General features: G+C 66.2%; 16 protein-coding genes. All 16 read right to left on the bottom strand.

The genetic code is table 11. The features are described 5' to 3' along the window. Positions 1 to 8: 8 nt before the first annotated feature. The 16 genes from AC3FLX_RS26610 to AC3FLX_RS26535 all read right to left on the bottom strand — a co-directional run bounded on the left by AC3FLX_RS26610 (position 9) and on the right by AC3FLX_RS26535 (position 18890). A complete protein-coding gene (locus AC3FLX_RS26610) occupies positions 9 to 878 on the bottom strand; it encodes a hypothetical protein (RefSeq protein ID WP_488700337.1) in 870 nt (289 codons plus the stop codon). Positions 879 to 892: 14 nt separating this feature from the next. After that, complete coding sequence (locus tag AC3FLX_RS26605; protein WP_488700336.1) at positions 893 to 2239, bottom strand: hypothetical protein; 1347 nt, start codon at positions 2237 to 2239, stop codon at positions 893 to 895. An 11-nt stretch (positions 2240 to 2250) separates the two neighbouring features. Next, positions 2251 to 4371: a phage tail protein gene (locus tag AC3FLX_RS26600; RefSeq protein ID WP_488700335.1), complete on the bottom strand. Its 2121-nt coding sequence runs from the start codon at positions 4369 to 4371 to the stop codon at positions 2251 to 2253. Continuing rightward, positions 4368 to 6335 (bottom strand): putative baseplate assembly protein, encoded by a 1968-nt coding sequence (locus AC3FLX_RS26595; protein ID WP_488700334.1) that lies wholly within the window; start codon positions 6333 to 6335, stop codon positions 4368 to 4370. The genes AC3FLX_RS26600 and AC3FLX_RS26595 overlap by 4 nt, the downstream gene beginning before the upstream one ends. Before the next feature lie 103 nt (positions 6336 to 6438). After that, positions 6439 to 11631: a baseplate J/gp47 family protein gene (locus AC3FLX_RS26590; protein WP_488700333.1), complete on the bottom strand. Its 5193-nt coding sequence runs from the start codon at positions 11629 to 11631 to the stop codon at positions 6439 to 6441. Further along, positions 11624 to 12043 carry a GPW/gp25 family protein gene (locus AC3FLX_RS26585; RefSeq protein WP_488700332.1) on the bottom strand — a complete coding sequence of 140 codons (420 nt, stop codon included), beginning with the start codon at positions 12041 to 12043 and terminating at the stop codon, positions 11624 to 11626. The genes AC3FLX_RS26590 and AC3FLX_RS26585 overlap by 8 nt, the downstream gene beginning before the upstream one ends. Before the next feature lie 8 nt (positions 12044 to 12051). Continuing rightward, positions 12052 to 12348, bottom strand: coding sequence for a PAAR domain-containing protein (locus AC3FLX_RS26580; RefSeq protein ID WP_488700331.1), 297 nt, complete (start codon positions 12346 to 12348; stop codon positions 12052 to 12054). Between the two features lie 12 nt (positions 12349 to 12360). Then, positions 12361 to 13014, bottom strand: a complete 654-nt coding sequence (locus AC3FLX_RS26575) for a phage baseplate assembly protein V (protein ID WP_488700330.1) — start codon at positions 13012 to 13014, stop codon at positions 12361 to 12363. Continuing rightward, positions 13011 to 14123 carry a phage late control D family protein gene (locus AC3FLX_RS26570; protein ID WP_488700329.1) on the bottom strand — a complete coding sequence of 371 codons (1113 nt, stop codon included), beginning with the start codon at positions 14121 to 14123 and terminating at the stop codon, positions 13011 to 13013. The genes AC3FLX_RS26575 and AC3FLX_RS26570 overlap by 4 nt, the downstream gene beginning before the upstream one ends. After that, positions 14110 to 14799, bottom strand: a complete 690-nt coding sequence (locus AC3FLX_RS26565; RefSeq protein ID WP_488700328.1) for a CIS tube protein — start codon at positions 14797 to 14799, stop codon at positions 14110 to 14112. Before AC3FLX_RS26565 ends, AC3FLX_RS26570 begins: the two co-directional genes overlap by 14 nt. A 13-nt stretch (positions 14800 to 14812) precedes the next feature. Continuing rightward, positions 14813 to 15766 carry a hypothetical protein gene (locus AC3FLX_RS26560; RefSeq protein ID WP_488700327.1) on the bottom strand — a complete coding sequence of 318 codons (954 nt, stop codon included), beginning with the start codon at positions 15764 to 15766 and terminating at the stop codon, positions 14813 to 14815. Positions 15767 to 15805: 39 nt separating this feature from the next. Next, complete coding sequence (locus AC3FLX_RS26555; RefSeq protein ID WP_488700326.1) at positions 15806 to 16234, bottom strand: phage tail protein; 429 nt, start codon at positions 16232 to 16234, stop codon at positions 15806 to 15808. Between the two features lie 14 nt (positions 16235 to 16248). Beyond that, positions 16249 to 16446 (bottom strand): DUF6760 family protein, encoded by a 198-nt coding sequence (locus AC3FLX_RS26550; RefSeq protein ID WP_488700325.1) that lies wholly within the window; start codon positions 16444 to 16446, stop codon positions 16249 to 16251. Then, complete coding sequence (locus AC3FLX_RS26545) at positions 16443 to 16841, bottom strand: hypothetical protein (RefSeq protein ID WP_488700324.1); 399 nt, start codon at positions 16839 to 16841, stop codon at positions 16443 to 16445. Before AC3FLX_RS26545 ends, AC3FLX_RS26550 begins: the two co-directional genes overlap by 4 nt. A 14-nt stretch (positions 16842 to 16855) precedes the next feature. After that, entirely contained in the window at positions 16856 to 17299 is a 444-nt protein-coding gene (locus AC3FLX_RS26540; protein ID WP_488700323.1) for a phage tail protein, read from the bottom strand. A 13-nt stretch (positions 17300 to 17312) separates the two neighbouring features. Beyond that, on the bottom strand, positions 17313 to 18890 hold the full coding sequence (locus AC3FLX_RS26535; protein ID WP_488700322.1) for a phage tail sheath family protein: 1578 nt from the start codon (positions 18888 to 18890) through the stop codon (positions 17313 to 17315). Positions 18891 to 18910: the final 20 nt, after the last annotated feature.

The raw sequence follows: 18910 nt of genomic DNA, 5'->3' as shown, positions 1-18910 counted from the left end.
CGCGCGTATCAGGTTGCCGCGCCGTTCAGCAAATGCTGTTTGTCGCGCTCCGCCTGCGAGTCGCGCATCAGTACCGGGCGGATCAGGCGGCGGACCGAGTGGTCGACCTCCCACGTCTTTTGCGTTGCCGGGGGAATCTTTAGCTGGCTCACGCGGGCGAGGGTGACCCATTCGCAATCGTCGCAGCAGGGACATTGGGCATTGTAATGGTCGACATAGCATGCAAGGGTTGGGTCGACGCAATGGCAATCCGGGCTGGTCGGCGCCGCGGCGGTTGCCGCTGCGCCGGCTCCGCCGACCGCGCCTCGCGTGGCGGCTCTCCTTGATCGTGGCGCGGTGCCGGTGTTCTGCGGGCTTTCTGTGTCGCCCTGCGATCTCGTGTCCTGGTTCGGGGACGGCGCGCAGGTGCAGCACGCCGGACAGTCGCCGGACAGGATACGCAGTTCATAGCCTTCCCGCACGCGCGTACTGATGCAGCCGGCCGTGTCGTCCGTCGCGCAGCTGTCGGTTCTCGGCGTGCAGTTGCGCTCGCGATAGCGCAGCACGACGCAGAGTGTATCTGGCAAAGGCTTGCAGCTCGGGTCCAGCACAAAGGTCTGCTCATCACTGACCTGGATCGCCTCGCCGCAACAGTCCAGCGCAAGGCCCGGAGAAATCTTGATACTCACCTTGCCGCAGCGCTCTTCGCGCGACACGACGAGCCCACAAACGACGCCGTATCCAAGTAACGAGCGGAACAACAGCCGGTTGAGTGCACGCGTGTATTCAACGGCCTGCGTCAGATCGTCCTCCTGCAGCATCTGTCCGGACGAATAGCGTGGCCGCACCAGGGTGCCGTTGCCGACTCTTGGCTCAGCGATTTTGTCGTTGGCGTTCATGGCTCGGCTCCTTTTCACGAATGGCTGCGCGCGGGCGCGACGCTGAAGGTCGACAAATAGGTACCGCCCGGCGTGCCGTTTCCGGTGGGTGCGCTGCGCAGTCCAACGGCATCGGCGTCGACGGCCTGGCCGTTGCAATCGAGGATGTAATCGCCACGCACTTCGATTTCCACCTGCGAGACTTCGTCGCGAAACACGGACCAGCGCCGCCCGCCGACGCCGGCCAGTTCGTCGTTGAACCAGTAGCCATCGACCACCAGCGTGGCGACACTGGCATGCGTGCCCGTTGCATCCAGTTCATCGGCTCGTATGTCGACGATCGGCACACGCACCATGTCACCCCAGCCTGTGGATTCCTGGGGACCGATGACCGTGAAGGCAAAGGCATCCGGACGCAGCGTGTCCACGCACACCGGGCGCGAGAAATGCACCCGGAAGTCTGTGACGATCGGGCTGCCTTCGGTAGAAGGCGACATTGAGAACTTGTTGCAGAAGTCGGCGAGGCTCACCGGATCGCGGTTGCGATGCCAACCCGACCAACTGACGTCGTCGATCACGGTGAGGTCGCAACCACGGATGAGGTCGAACAGCAGGTCGTTGCCCTTGACCAGCCGGCGCGGGCCGCAGGCGTCCCGAATCGCGTCGAACACCCAGCCGTCGCAGTCTCCTGGCTTGCGCGTGACACAGGCCAGCGGCACGCCATTGTCCAGATCGGCGTCGATGCACGGCGCCACCTTGCGTAGTGTGTCAGTCTGCGCGCCCACCGCCAGGCCCGTAAGGTGATGGCACAGGCAGGCGTGCGGGCCACGGTTGCCGGCGGACAGCGGGTCCTCGCAATCCCCGGTACAGGCGCAGCAGAGTGCGCAGGGTTTCGGCGCACAGCAATCGCCGCACGGAATCGGGCTCAGTGAGAAGACCACGTCGTCACACACCGCATCCCAGTCGTGCCGTTCGCAGTGGCACTCGTCCTTGAGTACCACGGGATCGATGCGTCGCTCGGCGTAGTGCACCGACAACAGCCAGCAGTCGCTCTCCGCGCTCGTGGCGCCCAGCACCTTTACATCCGTGGGGCGTACTGCACGCGGCTCGGCGATCACCAGTTCGCGGCCGGCGCGGTCCAGGGCCAGACCGGCACTGATTTCAAGGCGCCCGTCGGCATGGGAAATGGAAACCGCCAGCCCGTACACCACGCCCCATCCGTGGATGGAGCGGTTCAGCAGCCGGCGGCGCTGCAGCATATAGTCCTGCTCCGCGGCAAATGCTGCTGGTGTCAGGCGTTTGCCGAGATAGTAGCGGTTGCGCTTGCCACCTTCGCACTCGCTGTTGCCGCAGGGGTCGCGGGTGGTATGTGTCGGACTCATGAGTTGCCCCCTTAATACAGTGAGAATCCAGCCTCGGGCCCGTCGCGGCCGAGTGTGGTGCCTTGTCCAGGTTCCAGCCGTGTGTGACCCGGCGATGCGCCGCCGCCGCGGCGTGCCGGCCACGCATCACCCAGCACCAGCGCATCGTCCAGCACGGGCACAATCGGGACCACCGCGCTACGCCAATGCAGGCGTACCCGGGCAGTGAGCGGCGTCATGGCCGCAAGCAGCGCCCCCAGCCAAGGTGACCATGCGTGCCGTTCATCGGGAGTGGCGAGGATCTCCACGTCGACGCGGCCGGCCAGCCATGCGGTGGTGCCCGGCGATTGGTGCTTCGCGCCAAGGCGGGCCATGCCGAGGCAGGCATGGGTACCCAGCACCAATGCGTCGGTCGGCCAGCCTGGAAGCAGCGCTGGCAGGAGCGCTCCGGCTGTGCGGGCGCCAGCCAGGCGGGCGAAGCCGTGCTCCACACCGACGTCAACCACGCGCGCGCGGCGCGGGGGCAGCAGCGCCGCCAGCAGGGTCTGAACGCCGGCGCGCGTGCCGCGGTGCTCCAGCAGAGCGGGTGCCGCAGACAGCAGTGCACGCTTGCGCGGAACGTCGAGGGCGTCGTCCCACGGAATGCCGAGCCAGCGCGCTGCGGCGTCCAGCCAGCCTTCCGGTGCGTCGTTGGCGTCAAGCAGCCGGTGCAGTGTGGCGATGCGGGCATCGAGCCCCTGGACCGTGGTCTCAAGCGCGGCTACCAGGATGCGTAAGAAGCTGTACGGCTGCCTTTCGGCATCGCGGCGATAGATGGCCGGGAGGTATTGCATCAGGGACGCTTCGGGGTAGAGCACATCGAGTGAGGCGATGCGCGGTGCGCCGGCACCGGGCGCCGCGAGGAGATCCAGCGAGATCCATAGCGATGTCGTCCGTACGTCGTGCAACGGCAACGCGCACAGCGTCGGTGCGGTGGGATCGGCGCCTTCGATGGCTTCAAAGCGTACCGGTGGCGACCAACCCAGCTTCTGGTCCAGAAGCTGGCGGCGCAAGGCCGGATCGAGACCGGCTTGCGCCATCAGATGGGCGATCTGCGCGAGCAGATCCACATCGTCGGTGCCGGCCCAACGGAGTTCGACCGAGCAGCCTCGCGGCAGCCAGGCCTGCACCTCGGCACGCAGCCAGGGCGCACCTCCGTCGATCGGCGGCGACACCAGTTGCGGACTCGTGAACCGGGCCGACGCCTCGCTGCGGCGCGAATTGCCACTTGCATCGGCCGCGAAGCGCCATACCGCGTCGCGGCTCGTCACCAGTAACAGCTCCGCACTGCAGGCCAGGCTGAGCGGGGGGGCGTCCAGATCGAGTGTTTCCAGCCATTGCCCATCGGCATCGGCGCTCGCCACCCACGCCCTCGCGCCGAAGGCGGGGGCGTCAACGCCGCCAAGCACAACACGCCGCCGCGTGTCGCTGGCGATCACCATAGCCACCCCGCCGGGACGGACGCTGGCGAGTGGAACGTCCGTCACGATTCCGGGGTGATCGGGAGACAACCAATGCAGCCGCGTGCCCGTGACGTCGAGCACGACGAGCCGCCCGCCAACGGTGGTTAGCCCGCGCGGCAGGCCACACGGCTGCGGCAGCGCGACGCGGCGTACCGGCAGTCCGCTGCAGTCAACCTGCAGCGCGAAAGCGGTACCGGCCGCCACCGCCAGCACCCATACGCCGTCGTTGCCGTCGGCGCTCAAATCGAGGATGTAATCGACGGTGCCATCGGCGCCCAGATCCAGCGCGAGCCGCAGTACTGTCGGGTTGGGCACGTAGGCGCGCAGCACCGGCCGGTCGTCGCACGCCCAATACTGGGTGCTCCCCGCCTCGATATGCGTGGCCATCGCCAGGGCCTGCGGCACCGCGCGCCGTTCCGGCGCAGGCGCACCAGGCTCATCGATCCACAGATGCGCGTCGCCATCGTTACCGATGGCGACGTTCCCCGGAGCCACCGAGACGGCCAGACATGGCGTGCTGGCCACGGCGGTGGCGGCCCCCCAGGGCGCCACCAGTCCGAAGCCGCCTGCGGCATCGGGCGCGGCCCGTACAAGCTCGCCCGTGCCCCATTGCGCGGCACTGGCAAAATGGTAGCGGCGCAGCGTGTTCATGTCTGGCCCCTGTGCGTGGCGCGCTGTACGTCGATCTGGATATTGCCGACATCCAGTCGTGGCAGGCCGTAGGGCGGCACCGGGAGGGCGTCGACAACCTTGCCAGTTGCATCGTGCAGCGCGAGCGCGCGCACCGCTGCGACGCCATCCAGCTTGCGCAGCCACGCACCGATATCGGCGGAGCTGAGTGCATCGCCGGGTTCGCGCCGCCGCAGCGTCGGCTGGCTGCCGACAGGATCGAGGCGGCGCGCAAGTTCCGCCAGCGCGGCTGACCTGACCGCCTCGGGGTTTCGCATGGGCATGGCTTCGAGCGTTGCCTGCAGCGCGAAGTCGACATAGTCAGGCGCACGGACCACCAGCCGCTCGCCAAGCAGCAGGTGCGGCTGTAACCACGCGCGCAGCGCGTCGAGCCAGCGCTGCGGCTCGTCTGGCCCGGTGCCGGACGCCGCGCGCGTGCGCAGCGCCAGCAGCGTGACCTCACCGGGCACCGAGTTGCCGGTCTGAGGGAGCACCTGTGCGCGTGCGACACGCATGCCGGGCAGCGCCAGCGCGGCCGACACGATGTCATCGGCAGTGACGAGTGGATGCCGTTCCCGCAGGGCGCGGCGCGCCGCCGTGCGGGCCTGCGTCAGACTCCTCGCATCGTTGCCACCGGCCAATGGCACGAGATCACGCCCCACCGGGCCAATGCCCGCCGCGAACCAGGCACGCGGTCGCGGCTGGTTGCCGGTCCGACCCAGGCAGACCGAATAGGTGACATAGATTTTCGCGCCGGCAATGGGCACGCGGCCGTTGATGCCATTGCCAAACTGCAGCTGGCCACCGGGGATATCGAGCACGTAGACCGGGTCGTCCGGCCCGGCCTTATCGAAGTGCGCGACCGCGCGCCAGGTCTCGATCCCCGCGCCCTGATCCAGCTCGACGAGCGGCGGCTCGGCTCCGCCGTCATAACGCAGCAGCGGTGGGGTCGGCTGGTCGAGCGCATCGAGCTGCACAAGCTGGTCAACCCGGCCCGTCGCCAGGTGCAGTTCGTGGTCGATGTCCTCCGCCTGTTCGACGGCCAGTACATTGAGGGCGATCTGGCACACGCTCGGTGGGCACGCAAAGCCGCGGCGCGCCCGCAACTCCAGCGTGAAGGTCTGCGCCGCTGGCAGCGCGCGCGGCAGACGGAATGCGATGGCCCCGCTGCGGGTAAGGCCCTGCGTGGTGTCATGCACGACCTGCAGCGGCAACTCGGCGTTTGCCTGCAGCAAGGTGGCTTCCAACCCGGAAAGGTTTGGCATGGGCGCCTTGCTGGCACTATCCATGCTGTCGGGCGTGTCTCCGGCAGCCGCACCATCGACACGCACGCCGAGGCTCAGCAGAGCGTCGCGGTCAGTGTCGGGCCGATCGGCCAATCCGCTGGGTGCGGTGCAGACGTAGTCGATGCGCAGCCGGTCTTGCGGCCCGGCATCTGGGCCGAAGGGCAGGTACGGCGCTTGGCCGCGCGCGTTGCCTGCCGTGCGATCCAGGCGCTCGCCGCTCGCCAGCAAGCTGGTCACTGCCGCGACGCGTCCCGGCACGATCAGCGTGGGCCAGGCCACGCGCAGCGGTGGCAGCTGGGCATCAAGGGGGTGAATCGGATTCACGCCCGGCGTCGCGCCAATCGCCAGCGGGCGCACCTGCGCATTGATGGTGTTGGAAGGATCCATCGCATCCGGCCAAATCAGCCCGCGCGCCGAACACGGGCCAGGCATGCTGACGCCGGCAAGACGTGCGTAGGCTTCGCGCTCGTCGCGGCGCATCCGGCCGAGCGAATAAATCTGGCCTTCCGCCAGCCAGGCCATCAACTCAATCAGGGTGATACCGGGATCGTGCAGGTTGTAGTCCGTCCAGCCAGGCGCGCCAGCGGGCAGGCGTGAACGCGCCAGTTCGACCAGGTCATCGAAGCTGCGATCGTCGAGCACAAAATCGAGAACGCTCATGGTGCCTCCCCGACCGACGGGCACACGGGCTCTTCCGCCGAAGGGCCCCGGCGTGGGCGCGGCACCGTCTGTGGCACCGGATGGGGATGGCCGCCGCTGCCCGTCATGGCGTTGCTCCGGTCAGGTCATAGGAGAAGTCGAGTCCATCGTCGCCCAGCACAGCGAGTTCGTGGGGCGCCAGCGCTGCCGGCCAAGGGGCAAGCCTGGCGGGCGTCAGCTCGAACAGGTCTGGCGGCTTGATGCCGATGAGGTCCGGCGTGTCGATCAGCACTGCGCCGATGATGCGTGCGTCCGGCGAGGCGCCGAGCGGCCAGCCAAGCGCGTCGTCGCCACCTTGGGCCGGGTCCAGGAGTCTGCGCAGCGCGGCCGATGCAACGGCCACCACGCGGCCCGTCACGTCGAGCGAGGCGACCTGCAGGCGTGCGCGCACGCGTAGCCGGCGCACGGCAGGTGGGACGATCTCGAGGCTGAAGCCGCTACCCGCGACGCTGAACGCCGGCGGCAGGGCGTCGAGCAGCTGGCGCTTGAGCTCGCGCACCACGGCGCGCGCCGGCGCCACTTGTGGTCCGCGCATGACAACTACCAGGCGCAGCGCGCCCGCGTTGCCCAGGCAGCGCGCCTGGGCAACGGCCGGAACCGCCTGCAGGGCCAGTGCCTCCAGGTCGGCGGCACTGACGGCGCGGCCGCGATGGCGCAGGCTGGCGGGCGCGAAGCGCAGCAGGCGGGTCGCATTGTCGGCTGGCGCACCGGCATCCGAGTCGAGCGCGGTCACCACCGTCTCGACGCCGTCCAGCGGCGTCACCAGGCCGATCGTGCTATAGGCGGGAATGGCCACCTGCGGCAGTGGCGCGTCGGGCGTTGGCGGTTTGAGCGGCTCGGATCGGCGGTACTTGAAGGCCACGATGTTGTCACGTCCGATCGGTGGGATCATGCCGGCCAGCCCGCTGCCAAAACGCACTTCACCAGTGATCTCGTCGACGGCATAGACACGCGCGGCGGCGGCATCGGCCGGGTCCGGCACCGCCTGCCAGCGTACCCACTGGCCTGGCAATCCGTCGACATCGGTAAGTACGGCATCGGGGTCAGTGGTGCGCAGTGCAGCCACTTCCTCGTCGCCCAGGGGCTCGTTGACACGCAACTCGAGGGAGTCACGGAGCAATGGCGGGCGGGCGAGCCGCAGCGCCAGATTGGGCTCTCCCTGCGAGGACCCGAGCAATTCGAAGGTCTGGGTCTGAGCGGCATCGACCCAGGCCGCATTGAGCCAGGCCCCGGCCACGCTCGGACGCCAGGCTGGCAATCCCCCAGGCGACAGGCGCAACCACGACAGCGCACGACCGAACAACTCCGTTACGCTCGGCGCATGGGCGATGGCCATCGAGACAATGCCGCTTTCACTGATCGCTCGGGTGCTGTCGACGGCAACGACCGGTTCAAACCGCCCGCCAACCAACGCGTCGACCCTGAGCGGGGCGGCAGCCTCCAGATCGCGCTCCGTGCCGACCGTGACAAGCATATTCACCGGCGCGCCCTGCACCACGCCATCGATGCCGACCAGCAAGGCGGGGCTGCCCAACGTGGCCGGGCCGACGCCAGCTGCCGGTCTGACCTCGGCCGTGCCATCGATACAGGGGGCGCGCGCCGCTTCCTGGCATGGTTCGCAGCACGGCTTGACGGCCGCCGCCGCGGGGGAGGCCGCCGTGGGCGGGGTCAGCCGTGCGAGCTCGACCGCCAGTGGCACGAAGGCCTCGACGGCGGCGGCGGGTGTCCGGTTGGCGTCGCTTTGGTTGCGTATGGTGCCGGCATCCTCGGCCAGCACGTAGTCCGGATGCACGGCATTCTCCATAGCGTACGTCACAGCCAGTGATACCACCAGCGGCGGGCCTATGCCCTCGGTCGAGCGCGCGGTCTGCTGCGTGGTCGTGTCTCCCTTCGTGGTCGACGTCACGGTGAAGACCTCGCTGCCGTAGTCGCCGCCCACCAGGCGTGCGCGAATCCAGAAGTTTGTGCGTCCGGCCCAATCGCTGGCGACGATGTCATCGGGCACCCGGAATTTGACCTCGCCGCTGGTCTTGAAGCTGTTGGTGGCGTCGGTGCAGGGCGGACGGCTGAGCTGCCACCAGCTCCGGCCGTTGGAATACTCCCAGGCCAGTTCGGGATTTGCATCGTCGACCCCGATGGGGCGGCTCCAGCGCCCGGCCGCTGCGGTGACACTGAAGGCGTACCGGCCTACCGTCGACGCGGGCCATTTGCCCGGAGCCGACCACGCGGGTGCGTCGAGCCATGCGGCCTTGGGCGGGCCGTCCGGCTGACGCAAGAGCACATGCGCCGTTCTCCGCGCCGGGTCTGCCGGATTGCCGAAGCTGAGCCGTAGCATCTCGCCGCTGGCCGCGTCCAGCGTGCCGCTACCCTGATCGAAGAGAATCACCGTCTTGATCTCGCTAAGCGGGAGGTCGACGGCGGGCTTGCAGACAAAGGTGTCCCCGATGCTTGCCGGTAGCGCCGTGGTGACCTTTGCTTGCCATGGATCGTTGGGTGCGGACGGGGCGACAATCGAGTCTGGTTCGATCTCGAAAAGGGTCGGCGTGCCAGCGACATCCACAAGCAGGTGGCTCGCGTTACTCAGCGCAAAGCCGTCGTGGAACTCGATATACCGCCGCTCGGCGTCCGTGCCAGGCGACGTGTCGACGTTCACCTGCAGTCCAGCCGTGCGGAAGGCGCGCAGGCCGTCCGGCATGGGACCCTGCGCCAACGCGACCGCGCCCAATGGCAGGTAGCGCACCCCGTCTGCGAGGATTTCCGGACCTGCTACCGTGGCGATGCCGCTCTGCCCCTCATGCTGAACCAGCACCTTGTCTCCGGCAGCGAGGGGCAGCGCCAGCGCTTCCGACCGCAGCCAGAGCTGGATCGGCGCCGCACCCGAGACGCCACTTGGGATCGTTGGCAGCACAAACACCGCGGCCCGTTGTCCGGGGACGATGACGTGTTGCGGCATACGCAGCGGCGCGCCGCTGAGCGTGCCTATAGCCGGCGGAAGCGGCGCTTCCATCAGCACGTCGGGCGGCGGGCCTCCGGTGAAATCAGGCTCCCACCACACCAGGCGAGATCCATGTGTCCCCACGACCGTGGTGACGATACGGCTTGCACCGACGAGGTCATCGAACTCGAAGCCTGCGAACGTTTCGTCGTCGGCCAGGCTCAGGGTCGCCAACGATTTGCTGCCGCCTTGAATGCGCACGGCAATCAGCGATCTCTTGTCGACGTTGGCAACGACAACGGTGAGGCCGTCGTCCGGCGTGCGCAGCGCAATCGGTTGAATGTCCGCGGCGATTTTGGGCGCCGTTACCAACTCGATGAAGCCATCGTCGATCGTTGCCTTGATGAGGCAAAGGTGGCCCTGGGTGTCGACGGCGACCAGGCGCGGATGGTCCGACGTCATGCTGCCCGTGCTGTTCGCGATGCCCGCGATCATCGACAGCTTGGACGGCAGCGTAACAGGCAACCATGACCCGGCCCACTTGTAAAGGTCGCCGTCAAAAACCGCGTAGAGCGTGCCACTACCGTTGTCAGGCGCATGCGCGAGTGCATTCACCTGGCTGACCGTGACAGTTGATTGCTCTAGGGATTGCCAGGTCGATGGGAGCGTATCAGGCTTTGTGCACACCCAAACCGTCCGGTCCGCGGCCACAGCCATCAATACCGCCTTGCTGTCCGGTGCTTCCCACATCGGCACGCGCCATGCAGGTTTTGGTGTCAGCGTCGTGTGCCCGGCGGCGCCCGATGCCGGCGGCAGCACGACACCTTCCGAGGGCAGCGCTGACAGCGCGCCGCTGATCGGGTCGAAGTTCAGCAGGTGCAGGCCGCCGTCCTGTCCAACGCCGGCTACAAGCCGATTCGCCGCAATGCCCGTGCGTATCGCGGACAAGGTGCTGAACGAGCGGTCGGCCAGGCTGAATGTCAGCGTTACCATTGCCCCGCGCTTAGAGAACACCTCCGTGCATCCGAGGTAGAACGCATCGAACTGGCGGGGCTCGCGGCCTAGCGGCAGGAAGGCTGCGTCGAGTACCAGCGGCGTGGTATTGGCCAAGCCTTCGAGTGCTGGCCGTGCCGGCGGGATGGCCCCGGCATTGTCAATGCGTAGTCGCAGGTCGGCCAGGGATTGTGGTTGCGAGACGCCGGGCAAGGGGCCGATGAAAGCGCGCAGCCAGCGCGACTTCACACCGCCTACGTCGGTCTGCTCGATGGCTCCCGCCGTGTACTTGTCCAGGATCAGCACGTTGCCCTGGCTCGGGTCGGCCGCCTTGGAGTCCAGCGGCTGCCAGGTACTGATGCCCTCGTCGGATGCGGATGTGGTGGCGGCAGGCGTGGTGGTCGACGTGGTCTCCGCTGTGGCGTCCGACCTGGCGGCCTTGGCCTTGCCCCAGTACTGCCATTTGAAGCCGCGCCCCAGCGCAGCGGCGCCCAACACTTCGATGCGCGCCGTGGATTCGATATTGAGCAGATCGTCATGTCCCAGGTAGAGCGCGTGCTGCTGGCGGTTGCGGGCCTTGCCATCGAGGGGAGCGAAGACGTCCACCCGTGCCGCCAGCGTGTTGGCGACGATGCCGTTGGGTACATCGATCGGCGGTACGATGCTGACAATGTCGTCGCTCACGGCGTCGATCCGGAACTGTGCATCCGCCACATCGATGATCATGCCCGGCGCCAGGCCAAGCGGCGGATCGAGTTGCAGCCGCGTACCGCCCACCGCCGCAAAGCTCACCACCTTCCAGGTGGAAGGCAGTAGCAGGGAGGGTTCAAGGCTCCCAAATCCCCCGCCGGGCAGATAGTACGCATCGGCTGCCGGGTCGACACCGACGAGCAGTGCAATGCTGGCGCGCACCAGCTTCACATCGGTTTCCGTCTCGAATACCACGGAATTGCCGGCGACGTCGGCCTGCAACTGCACCGGGGCTATGGCGTTCACGCCGCCCGCGTCAGCGGCGCTGGCGGCATCGGCGAGCTTGAATACCACAGGCAGGCGCGCGCCCCGCGCCCCGCCACCGCGTACGCCAAGCCAGGCGTAGAGGTTGCGGCGATCTTTCTCGGCCACGCGGTCGAGCCGTTCGGCAACCTGCGCCAGCAAGCGCGCCGATGCATCAAGCAGGGCCCGCCCGGGGTCGCCCGGCAGTTGGGCCGGGTTCCATTCGGGTAGCCACGCGTGCATGCGCGCCATCAGTTCGGCAAGGAAATCGTGCGCGCGACGCGGCTCCACGCCGGGCTGACCGGGGGCACGGGAGGGATCAAGCGGATCACTCACGCGCACCCCCTTCGGCGAAATAGAACGGGTAGACCCAGTTGCCGATCTGGTTGGTACGGCGTACGCGGTACTGTAGCTCGATCAGCAGCATGCCGTTGCGCGATTCGTTCTCACTCACCTCCACGCTCAGAACTTCGATGCGCGCCTCATATCGAACCAGTGCATCCTGCACGACGCTGCGCATGCGCTGTAGTGTCGTGCTGTCCATCGCTTCGAACACCAGATCATGGATGCCACAGCCAAAATCGGGCCGCATCACACGCTCGCCGGGTGCGGTTTCGATCAGGATGCGGACGGCCTCCCGGATGTCCTCTTCGTAGACGCTCATGGCCACCATGCCGGTGACGGGGTCGAGCTGCGGCGGCCAGGTCCAGCCTCGGCCCAGGAATTCCTTGCGCTCGTCGGCGGCCATGATGCCTCCTATCCGATCAGTACAGTGAACGCGCCCGACACGATCGCGTTGGGCGCGCCTGCCTCGACGACCAGATCGCTCATACGCGCCGCCGGCAGGCCGCCTATCTTGACCGTAGCACTGCCCACGGACACCACGCCGCCGGCATGCGGCTTGGGTCCGTCGCTCAGCGGACAGGCATGCGTGTCGCCGAGAGCGCGCCACGCGGGCATACCGGCGATGCGCACCGTCGTACAGCCGGGGCCGGGGCCAAGCGGCTTGCCGTGGCTGGTTTTGTCGCCCACGCGGGCAGCAGGTTGTCCCATGCCGGCTCTCCTTCAGTTGATGTTGACCATCGAGCCGGAAACCGTCAGCGTGCCGCCCGCCTTGAGCGTGGCCGTCCCGCTGGCATCCAGCGTCAGCTGCGGCGCCTTGATGGTCACCTGCGACGTCGCCTCAAGCGTGATCGACCCACCACGGCTGTCGATGGTTACCTTGTTGCCGGACGCGTCCTCAAGCCGCAGCCCGTTGTCGTCCATCACCACCTTGCGCGTGATGGTGCGGCCATCGCTCAGGCTCAGCTCGACCCTGCCACTGCTTTTGCCATCGTCGAACAGCAACTGGTGGCCCTTGCGTGACCTGAGCAAGCGCTTGTCGTTGTTGCCGTTGGCATTGGTTTCGGGTGGCGTGTCCTTGCCGTTCCACAACGCACCGACGATGCACGGGAAGCGCAGGTCTCCGCGCTCGAACGCCACCAGAACTTCGTCGCCGACTTCTGGAATCAGCACAAGCCCCCGATCCTTGCCGCTCATGGGCGTCGCCAGCCGCGCCCAGTAGCTCTCGCGTGGCTGGTCGTGCCAGGGGAAACGGACCTTGACACGGCACAGGCGGTCCGGGTCCTGGTTCTGCGTGACCACGCCGATGGCCACACCCTTGACGTAGCCGCCAGACTCGACCGCGGTCTCGCGCGGCACTGCTTCAGCCATGCTCATAGCGATGTGTCCTTTACCTTGAAACGCGTGCGATAGCCGCTCGCGTCAACCTTGTGCGTGGTCTGGTGCACGTAGTACGTGCGCGAAAAGGGTTCGCCCAGGTTTTCCAGCGCCACGCAGCGGTCTGGACGGATCTCGGGCAGGCCAACCGTTTCCGCCTCGCCGGTAAGGAACTGCTTGGCGCGTTCATTAAAGGCGGCCTTGGCTCGCTTGTCGGCTTCGGCCTGTGTGAATACGGGCTGGCGCAAACGCAGCAGCGGACGCCTGGCGGGGTCGCGCACAATGCTGCCGATGCGCTGTGCGGCGCTTTTATCCAAGGCGTCGATATCGGACTCGTCGCCGCTACCCGCGCGTCCTATGATCTGTTCCTTACGTTTGGGGTCCCAGCCGTAAACCCTGACGCCGGCAATCTGCCCCGCAAGGTTCGCCTCGGGCTTGAACGACAGCAGGCCCTCGCCCCAGCGCAGCGTCGCCACGGCGTCGGCGCGATCCCGTGGACTTGCGAAGTGCAGCGTCTTGTCGGCGTCGACATACAGTTCGAAGTGGTTGCGGTCCGCCAGTTTTTTGACAAACTCGAAATCACTCTCCTGGTTCTGTTCGATCTGCGCGTGCTTTTCAGTGGTGTTCTCGATGTTAGCGCTGAGATTGTGAAAGCTCGCGATCTCACGCACGGCGTCGCTGTCGCTGGCCTTGCTCCATGTGCGCGAACTCTTGCCATTTGTAAGGGGGAAGGCATGGTCGTAACCGGAGATGACGAGCTCGGGCGTACCGCTGTCGGGAAAACTGGTGGTGATGGCACAGATCACGCCTTGCACGATTCGGGGCGTGCTGCGCGCATCACCGTAGCCCATGCAAATCTCGACTTCGGTGCCAAAGGTTAGTAGTTCCAGCAACGGCTTGCGGCGCCCGCTCAGGAACGTGTGGTCCTGCAGGCTGTAGGCGTCCACCACGGTAAAGCTGAAGCGCGCCGCCGCACCCAGCTCAAGATCGACCTCCACCTGGCTCACAGCAACCAGTTCGTCGCGCAGCAGGTCCTGGCGCGCCACGCGCACCGAGAACGTCGGTGCGTAGAACGCGCTGTAGCGATCGGCAAGATCAAGCAACTGCATGAGCGTCCTCGATCGGTGGAAGTTCGAGCCAGTCGCCGGGCGCAATCGCGCGCGGGTCGTCCAGATCGTTGGCTTCGGCGATGCGGCGCCATTGGCCCGCATCACCATACTCGCGTGCCGATAGCGCCCACAGGCTGTCACCGGCGACCACCACGCGGCGCTTCGTCTTGTCCGCGGATTCGCGGCGCGGCCGATCCAATTGCTCGCGCAGCTTCCGATACTCCTTGAAAGCAACGTTGAGCGTTGCACGCGCCGGCGTGCCATCGGGGCGGAACAGCGTGACTTTTCGGCTGAGCTTTTCGATCACCGCGGTGAATTCGAGCGGCCCCCAGGCGAAACGAACCGGCGGCGGCGCGTGCAGGTCCCGGTCGATATTGAGCAGTTTCGAGATGGCTTCGAGCCGGCTGACCACAGGCGTGTGCTCTGGCTGTGCGCGCGATGTCGGTCCGCTGGGGTCGGTGTAGTCGTCGAGGAACAGTTCCATGGCAAGCTGATCGGCGTCGCCATTGACGAACTGCATGAGCGGGCTGCCCAGACCGGGAAGAGGAATTGCCTTGTACGAGTTGCTGCGGTCGAAGCTGTATTCGGCCGGGTTGAACAGCACGGCGATCACCTTCCCGTTATCGGACCCGGCGAGCACAGTGATGGTGGCCTTCTTGAGCTGGTTGGGCGTCATTGCGGCATATCCTTCACAGGCCCCGACGCTCGCGACCGATGCGCATCTGGCGCTCGACGCGGCGGATCACGTCCTCGGCCAGACGGTCGGCCACGGCGGGATCAAGATGCCGCACCGGCTGCACAGCCGCTTCCGCGGCAAGGGCGGCAGCGCGCACCGCCGGAACCATCCCGGTTGGGCCCGCGATAGCGCTCGCCGCGAGCGGTGCTGCCGTTGGTGCGCTTTCCGCCCCGCCCGGCCCCTGGCGCCACACCATTTCGATACGGTGCCCCAGCCCCCGGGCGGCCATGATCGTCTCCTGTGGTGCAGGGGATGCATGCCGCGTGATGGGAGCGGACGCGGGAACGACCACGACGTTCAGGCGCATCGGTACACGGGCAACGGGCGCGCTTGTACTTGACGCGAGCGGTGTTGACTGCCGCATGGCTGCCAATGCCTGTCGGCGTTGTACTGCCTCAGCTTCTATCTGGTTATCACCACGGCGACCCGGTACCACAGTCTCGGGATGCGTCATGATGGCGTGGATCTGCCCCCGCATTGCCGTGGTACCGGTTTCGCATTTTCCGCTTAGGCCTGCGTCCCAGGGGGCATGGTGATGCGAACTCGCCACGGTCAACAATCGTGTCAGCGCAAGCGGAGGTGTGCTGCGTGGGGAATAGCCCGCGGCGTCGCGGTAAGCGCCGGCCGGAGTGCGTGCGTGAAGGCCGGGCGTCGCCACGGCGAATCGTTGCGTTGCATGCCAATGACTGTGCCAGTGACTGTGCCAGGCGACGTTGACGACGATAGGATGGTATGCCGTCATGCTGACATTGCTGGCGCTGCCAGCTTTCCCGGGCATCGCAGGCCGACGACTTACCATTTCCACCGCGCGGCGCGACGGCGGCCGCATGCGGCAGCCCGCTGCAATGCGCGTCCGCTTCGGCAAGGGCGCGCGGGTGGTCAGCAGGAGCTTGACGGGTGGTTTCATGGTCTGAGCTCTATTGGGATATCGCGCAAAGCTACCGGCTTACGTTGGGTCCTTGCGCAGACCGTGGTGCGCGAACTCCACGCTTTCCACGGCCACGTTGGAACTTCCTGCATCGAGATCAGCCAGCGACCACTTGACCGGGAATGCGTCGTCGACATGCCAGGACCAGCGATCCGTGCCGGCCTCGTCCTGCAGCCTGATGGAAATCTTGCGCCGGGTGACTTCGCCCCGAGCTACATCGTCCACCCACTTCCACAAGTCCGCGAGAGCGATACCGCGCTCCAGCACTAGCGGGGGATAGGTGACCTGGCTGAAAAGCCGGTGTTCGTAGTCGTTGACGCCGCCTTCGCGCCGCGATTCTGTTTTCACCTCACGCGATATTCCTTTGACACGGGAGAACGCGCCGTGTACCACGCCGTCGATCTCGACGAGAAAGCGGAATCCACGCAGGGGATCGGTACGGTTCACAGTATGTATCTCCATCAGACGTCAAATGGATTGAAGGTGGGCGTGGTGCCGCGCACCATCTGGTTGTGGGCCCGGTTGGCCGCGGAGATCTCGCGGCACCAGCGCCGGCGCTCCCGATGCTCCAGTGCCATCAGCTCATCGCGCCCCCAATGAAAGTGGCGGGCTATGAAGGCCATCTCCGCATACAGTGCGGTGCACGGATAGGCCGTCATGCTTCCCCCAGCGCGGTCATCCCATTCAGGGCGCGGAGCGTGCCATTTGCGATGGCCCCCGCATCCGCCGTTGACGCTTCGTCTTCATCGGGCGCGTTGAGCCTTTCGTACAGGCGCTGGAGGTAAGCGAGGTCGGATGCGAACAGCCCTTCGATCATGGTCGTATCAATGTCCGTGATCGTGCCAAGCCGGACCACCACACGCGCGAGCACGATGACGGTGAGATAAGCTTCGTTCTGTTGTACACGCGGATCCCGCAGCGGAAGAATTTCATCGGCTGCGGTTGCCAGTCGCATCAGCCCCTTGCGGTGCAGATTCCCAGTGGCGTCCACGTAGCCTTTTGGCAATGTGAAGTCGATCTCTGTGCTGAATCCAAAACGCGAAGTCGTAGACATGACGGCCTCCTTGGTTATTTGATGCGCTCGATGCCTTCGTTCTGCAGTTCGAGCGTTTCTACGAAGACTTCGTTGCCCTTGGCGGAAAGTGCGCCGGGTGCGTACTTCGACGGCCAGGCCTGCGTGATGACAAAGCGCGCGCGATCGTCGCCGGCCTCGTCTTGCACGACGATCACCACGCTTTTCCGGTCGTTGACGACCTGGCCATCGGACACGGCCTTGTGCCACTTGAACAAATCCAGCGCCGTGGCGCCATAGGTCACGCCCCATTTGAGCGTGACCGGTCCGTACTTGGTGAGCCCGGTCAGCTTGCGCGTGTGCGGCGGATCGGTGCCTTCGCGATACTCAACCGGGTCCACCGTGGTGTCGCCAATAGTCACGTCGCTGAAGCCTGCCTGGGCGATGTTGTCGATCACAAGCTGAAAGCGGAAATTGCGAAGGGGGTCGGTGCGTGCCATGTTCGGTTCCTCGCTAGCGTTGGGCTTCTGCGGTGTTCTGGAAAATGCGAAACACGACAAACTCGGCGGGCCGGACCGGAGCAATGCCGATCTCGCAGATCAGCCGACCGTTGAGAACGTCGTCCTTGGTCATCGTGCTTTCGTCGCAGGTCACGAAGTAGGCCTGCTCCTCGGTGCGGCCGAACAGGGCGCCGGTACGCCACTGGCCCCGCAGGAACAGGCGGATGGTGTCGCTCACGCGCGCCCACAGCCGCGTATCGTTGGGCTCGAACACCACCCATTGCGTGCCCTCGTAGATCGAGCGTTCCAGGAAGATGAACAGGCGCCGCACGCTCACATGGCGCCAGAGCGAGTCCGAACTCATGGTGCGCGCGCCCCAGATGCGGATACCACGGCCGGGGAAGGCCCGAGTGGCATTGACGCCACGCGGGTTCAGTGCGCTCTGGTCTTTGTCGGTCAGATCGGACTGCAGGCGCAATACGCCTTGCACCACCTCGTTGGCGGGCGCCTTGAACACGCCGCGCTGGCTGTCCACATTGGCGTACACGCCCAGCACATGGCCGCCCGGCGGCACCAGGGTCATCGCGCCGGTCTGAGGATCGGGAATATGCAGCCACGGGAAATAGAATGCGGCGTAGCTGGTGTCCTGGATGGTGGTGCGCGGGTCGAGCGAATTGAGGTCCGACACGGTTCTCGGTGCATCGATCACCGCAAAGCGGAAGTGGAGTTTCTCGCAGTGTGCGATCAGCAGCTTCGACACCTTGTCGTCGGAAGCCGGTGCGTAGACCAGCGAGATTTCGCGGTAGGGGTCGGTCTCGATTGCGGAGATGCCCTGCAACTGTTGGCGCTGACCAGCGGGAGCGCCAAGGTAGTCACCGCTGTCAAGGCCGGCCGGATCATCGGCTCCATCCTGGCCCAGTGCTTTTGTATCCACGGCGGGAAGATCGCCAGGGGCGGGCACACCCTTGGGCTGGACGATCACCAGTGCAGACACCGAGTCGCCGTTGACGTCGCGCAGGCGCTTGTCGTAGTAGTCGAGCGAAGCCGGGTCGGCGCTGAGATCGTCGAAGTCTTCGGTCAGTTGGGGCGGAAAGCGGCGCCTGATCGCCTCGTTGGCGGGGTCAAAGGGATCAAACAGCCCGCCTTGCGGCAGGTTGGACCAGTATGCCGTGCGGATGCGAACGCCGACGGATTGTGCTACACCGCTTGCATCGGGCCGCTTTGTCGAGCTGGCGGCTATGTTCACCCAAACGCGCTGCCCCCACGTTCCCGGCCCGACCGCCATCACCGTAAATTTGCCGAACTCGGCCGTGGCCGCGGCCGCCTGCTTGCCCACGATACGGCAGACAAAGAGCCGTTTGCCGCCGTTCTCGAAGAAGCCAGTGATGGCGTAGGGCCCGAACTTCTGCGGGTCGAACACGCCACCGAACCAGCGCGCATAGTCCTTGTAGCTAGTGACCAGGCGTGGCTTGATGGGGCCGCGCTCTGTTTCAGCTAGGATCGCCGTGGTGCTGGTGGGGACGCCTTCGATAGGTTTCGGGCCACGCTCGATCTCCTCGATGTAGACGCCGGGGGTGAGGTACTCGGACATGGTGATCCTCCGTCAGTCAG

The sequence above is a fragment of the Cupriavidus sp. 291-E7 genome (assembly GCF_057798835.1).
Note: the sequence above shows the minus strand (reverse complement) of the source record. Positions and strands in the feature narration are given on the sequence as shown.

What these genes read in the sequence shown, in the direction of transcription:
- AC3FLX_RS26610 (WP_488700337.1), bottom strand. Translation starts at nt 878, where the DNA reads ATGAACGCCAACGACAAAATCGCTGAGCCAAGAGTCGGCAACGGCACC.
- AC3FLX_RS26605 (WP_488700336.1), bottom strand. Translation starts at nt 2,239, where the DNA reads ATGAGTCCGACACATACCACCCGCGACCCCTGCGGCAACAGCGAGTGC.
- AC3FLX_RS26600 (WP_488700335.1), bottom strand. Translation starts at nt 4,371, where the DNA reads ATGAACACGCTGCGCCGCTACCATTTTGCCAGTGCCGCGCAATGGGGC.
- AC3FLX_RS26595 (WP_488700334.1), bottom strand. Translation starts at nt 6,335, where the DNA reads ATGAGCGTTCTCGATTTTGTGCTCGACGATCGCAGCTTCGATGACCTG.
- AC3FLX_RS26585 (WP_488700332.1), bottom strand. Translation starts at nt 12,043, where the DNA reads ATGGCCGCCGACGAGCGCAAGGAATTCCTGGGCCGAGGCTGGACCTGG.
- AC3FLX_RS26580 (WP_488700331.1), bottom strand. Translation starts at nt 12,348, where the DNA reads ATGGGACAACCTGCTGCCCGCGTGGGCGACAAAACCAGCCACGGCAAG.
- AC3FLX_RS26575 (WP_488700330.1), bottom strand. Translation starts at nt 13,014, where the DNA reads ATGAGCATGGCTGAAGCAGTGCCGCGCGAGACCGCGGTCGAGTCTGGC.
- AC3FLX_RS26570 (WP_488700329.1), bottom strand. Translation starts at nt 14,123, where the DNA reads ATGCAGTTGCTTGATCTTGCCGATCGCTACAGCGCGTTCTACGCACCG.
- AC3FLX_RS26565 (WP_488700328.1), bottom strand. Translation starts at nt 14,799, where the DNA reads ATGACGCCCAACCAGCTCAAGAAGGCCACCATCACTGTGCTCGCCGGG.
- AC3FLX_RS26560 (WP_488700327.1), bottom strand. Translation starts at nt 15,766, where the DNA reads ATGAAACCACCCGTCAAGCTCCTGCTGACCACCCGCGCGCCCTTGCCG.
- AC3FLX_RS26550 (WP_488700325.1), bottom strand. Translation starts at nt 16,446, where the DNA reads ATGACGGCCTATCCGTGCACCGCACTGTATGCGGAGATGGCCTTCATA.
- AC3FLX_RS26545 (WP_488700324.1), bottom strand. Translation starts at nt 16,841, where the DNA reads ATGTCTACGACTTCGCGTTTTGGATTCAGCACAGAGATCGACTTCACA.
- AC3FLX_RS26540 (WP_488700323.1), bottom strand. Translation starts at nt 17,299, where the DNA reads ATGGCACGCACCGACCCCCTTCGCAATTTCCGCTTTCAGCTTGTGATC.
- AC3FLX_RS26535 (WP_488700322.1), bottom strand. Translation starts at nt 18,890, where the DNA reads ATGTCCGAGTACCTCACCCCCGGCGTCTACATCGAGGAGATCGAGCGT.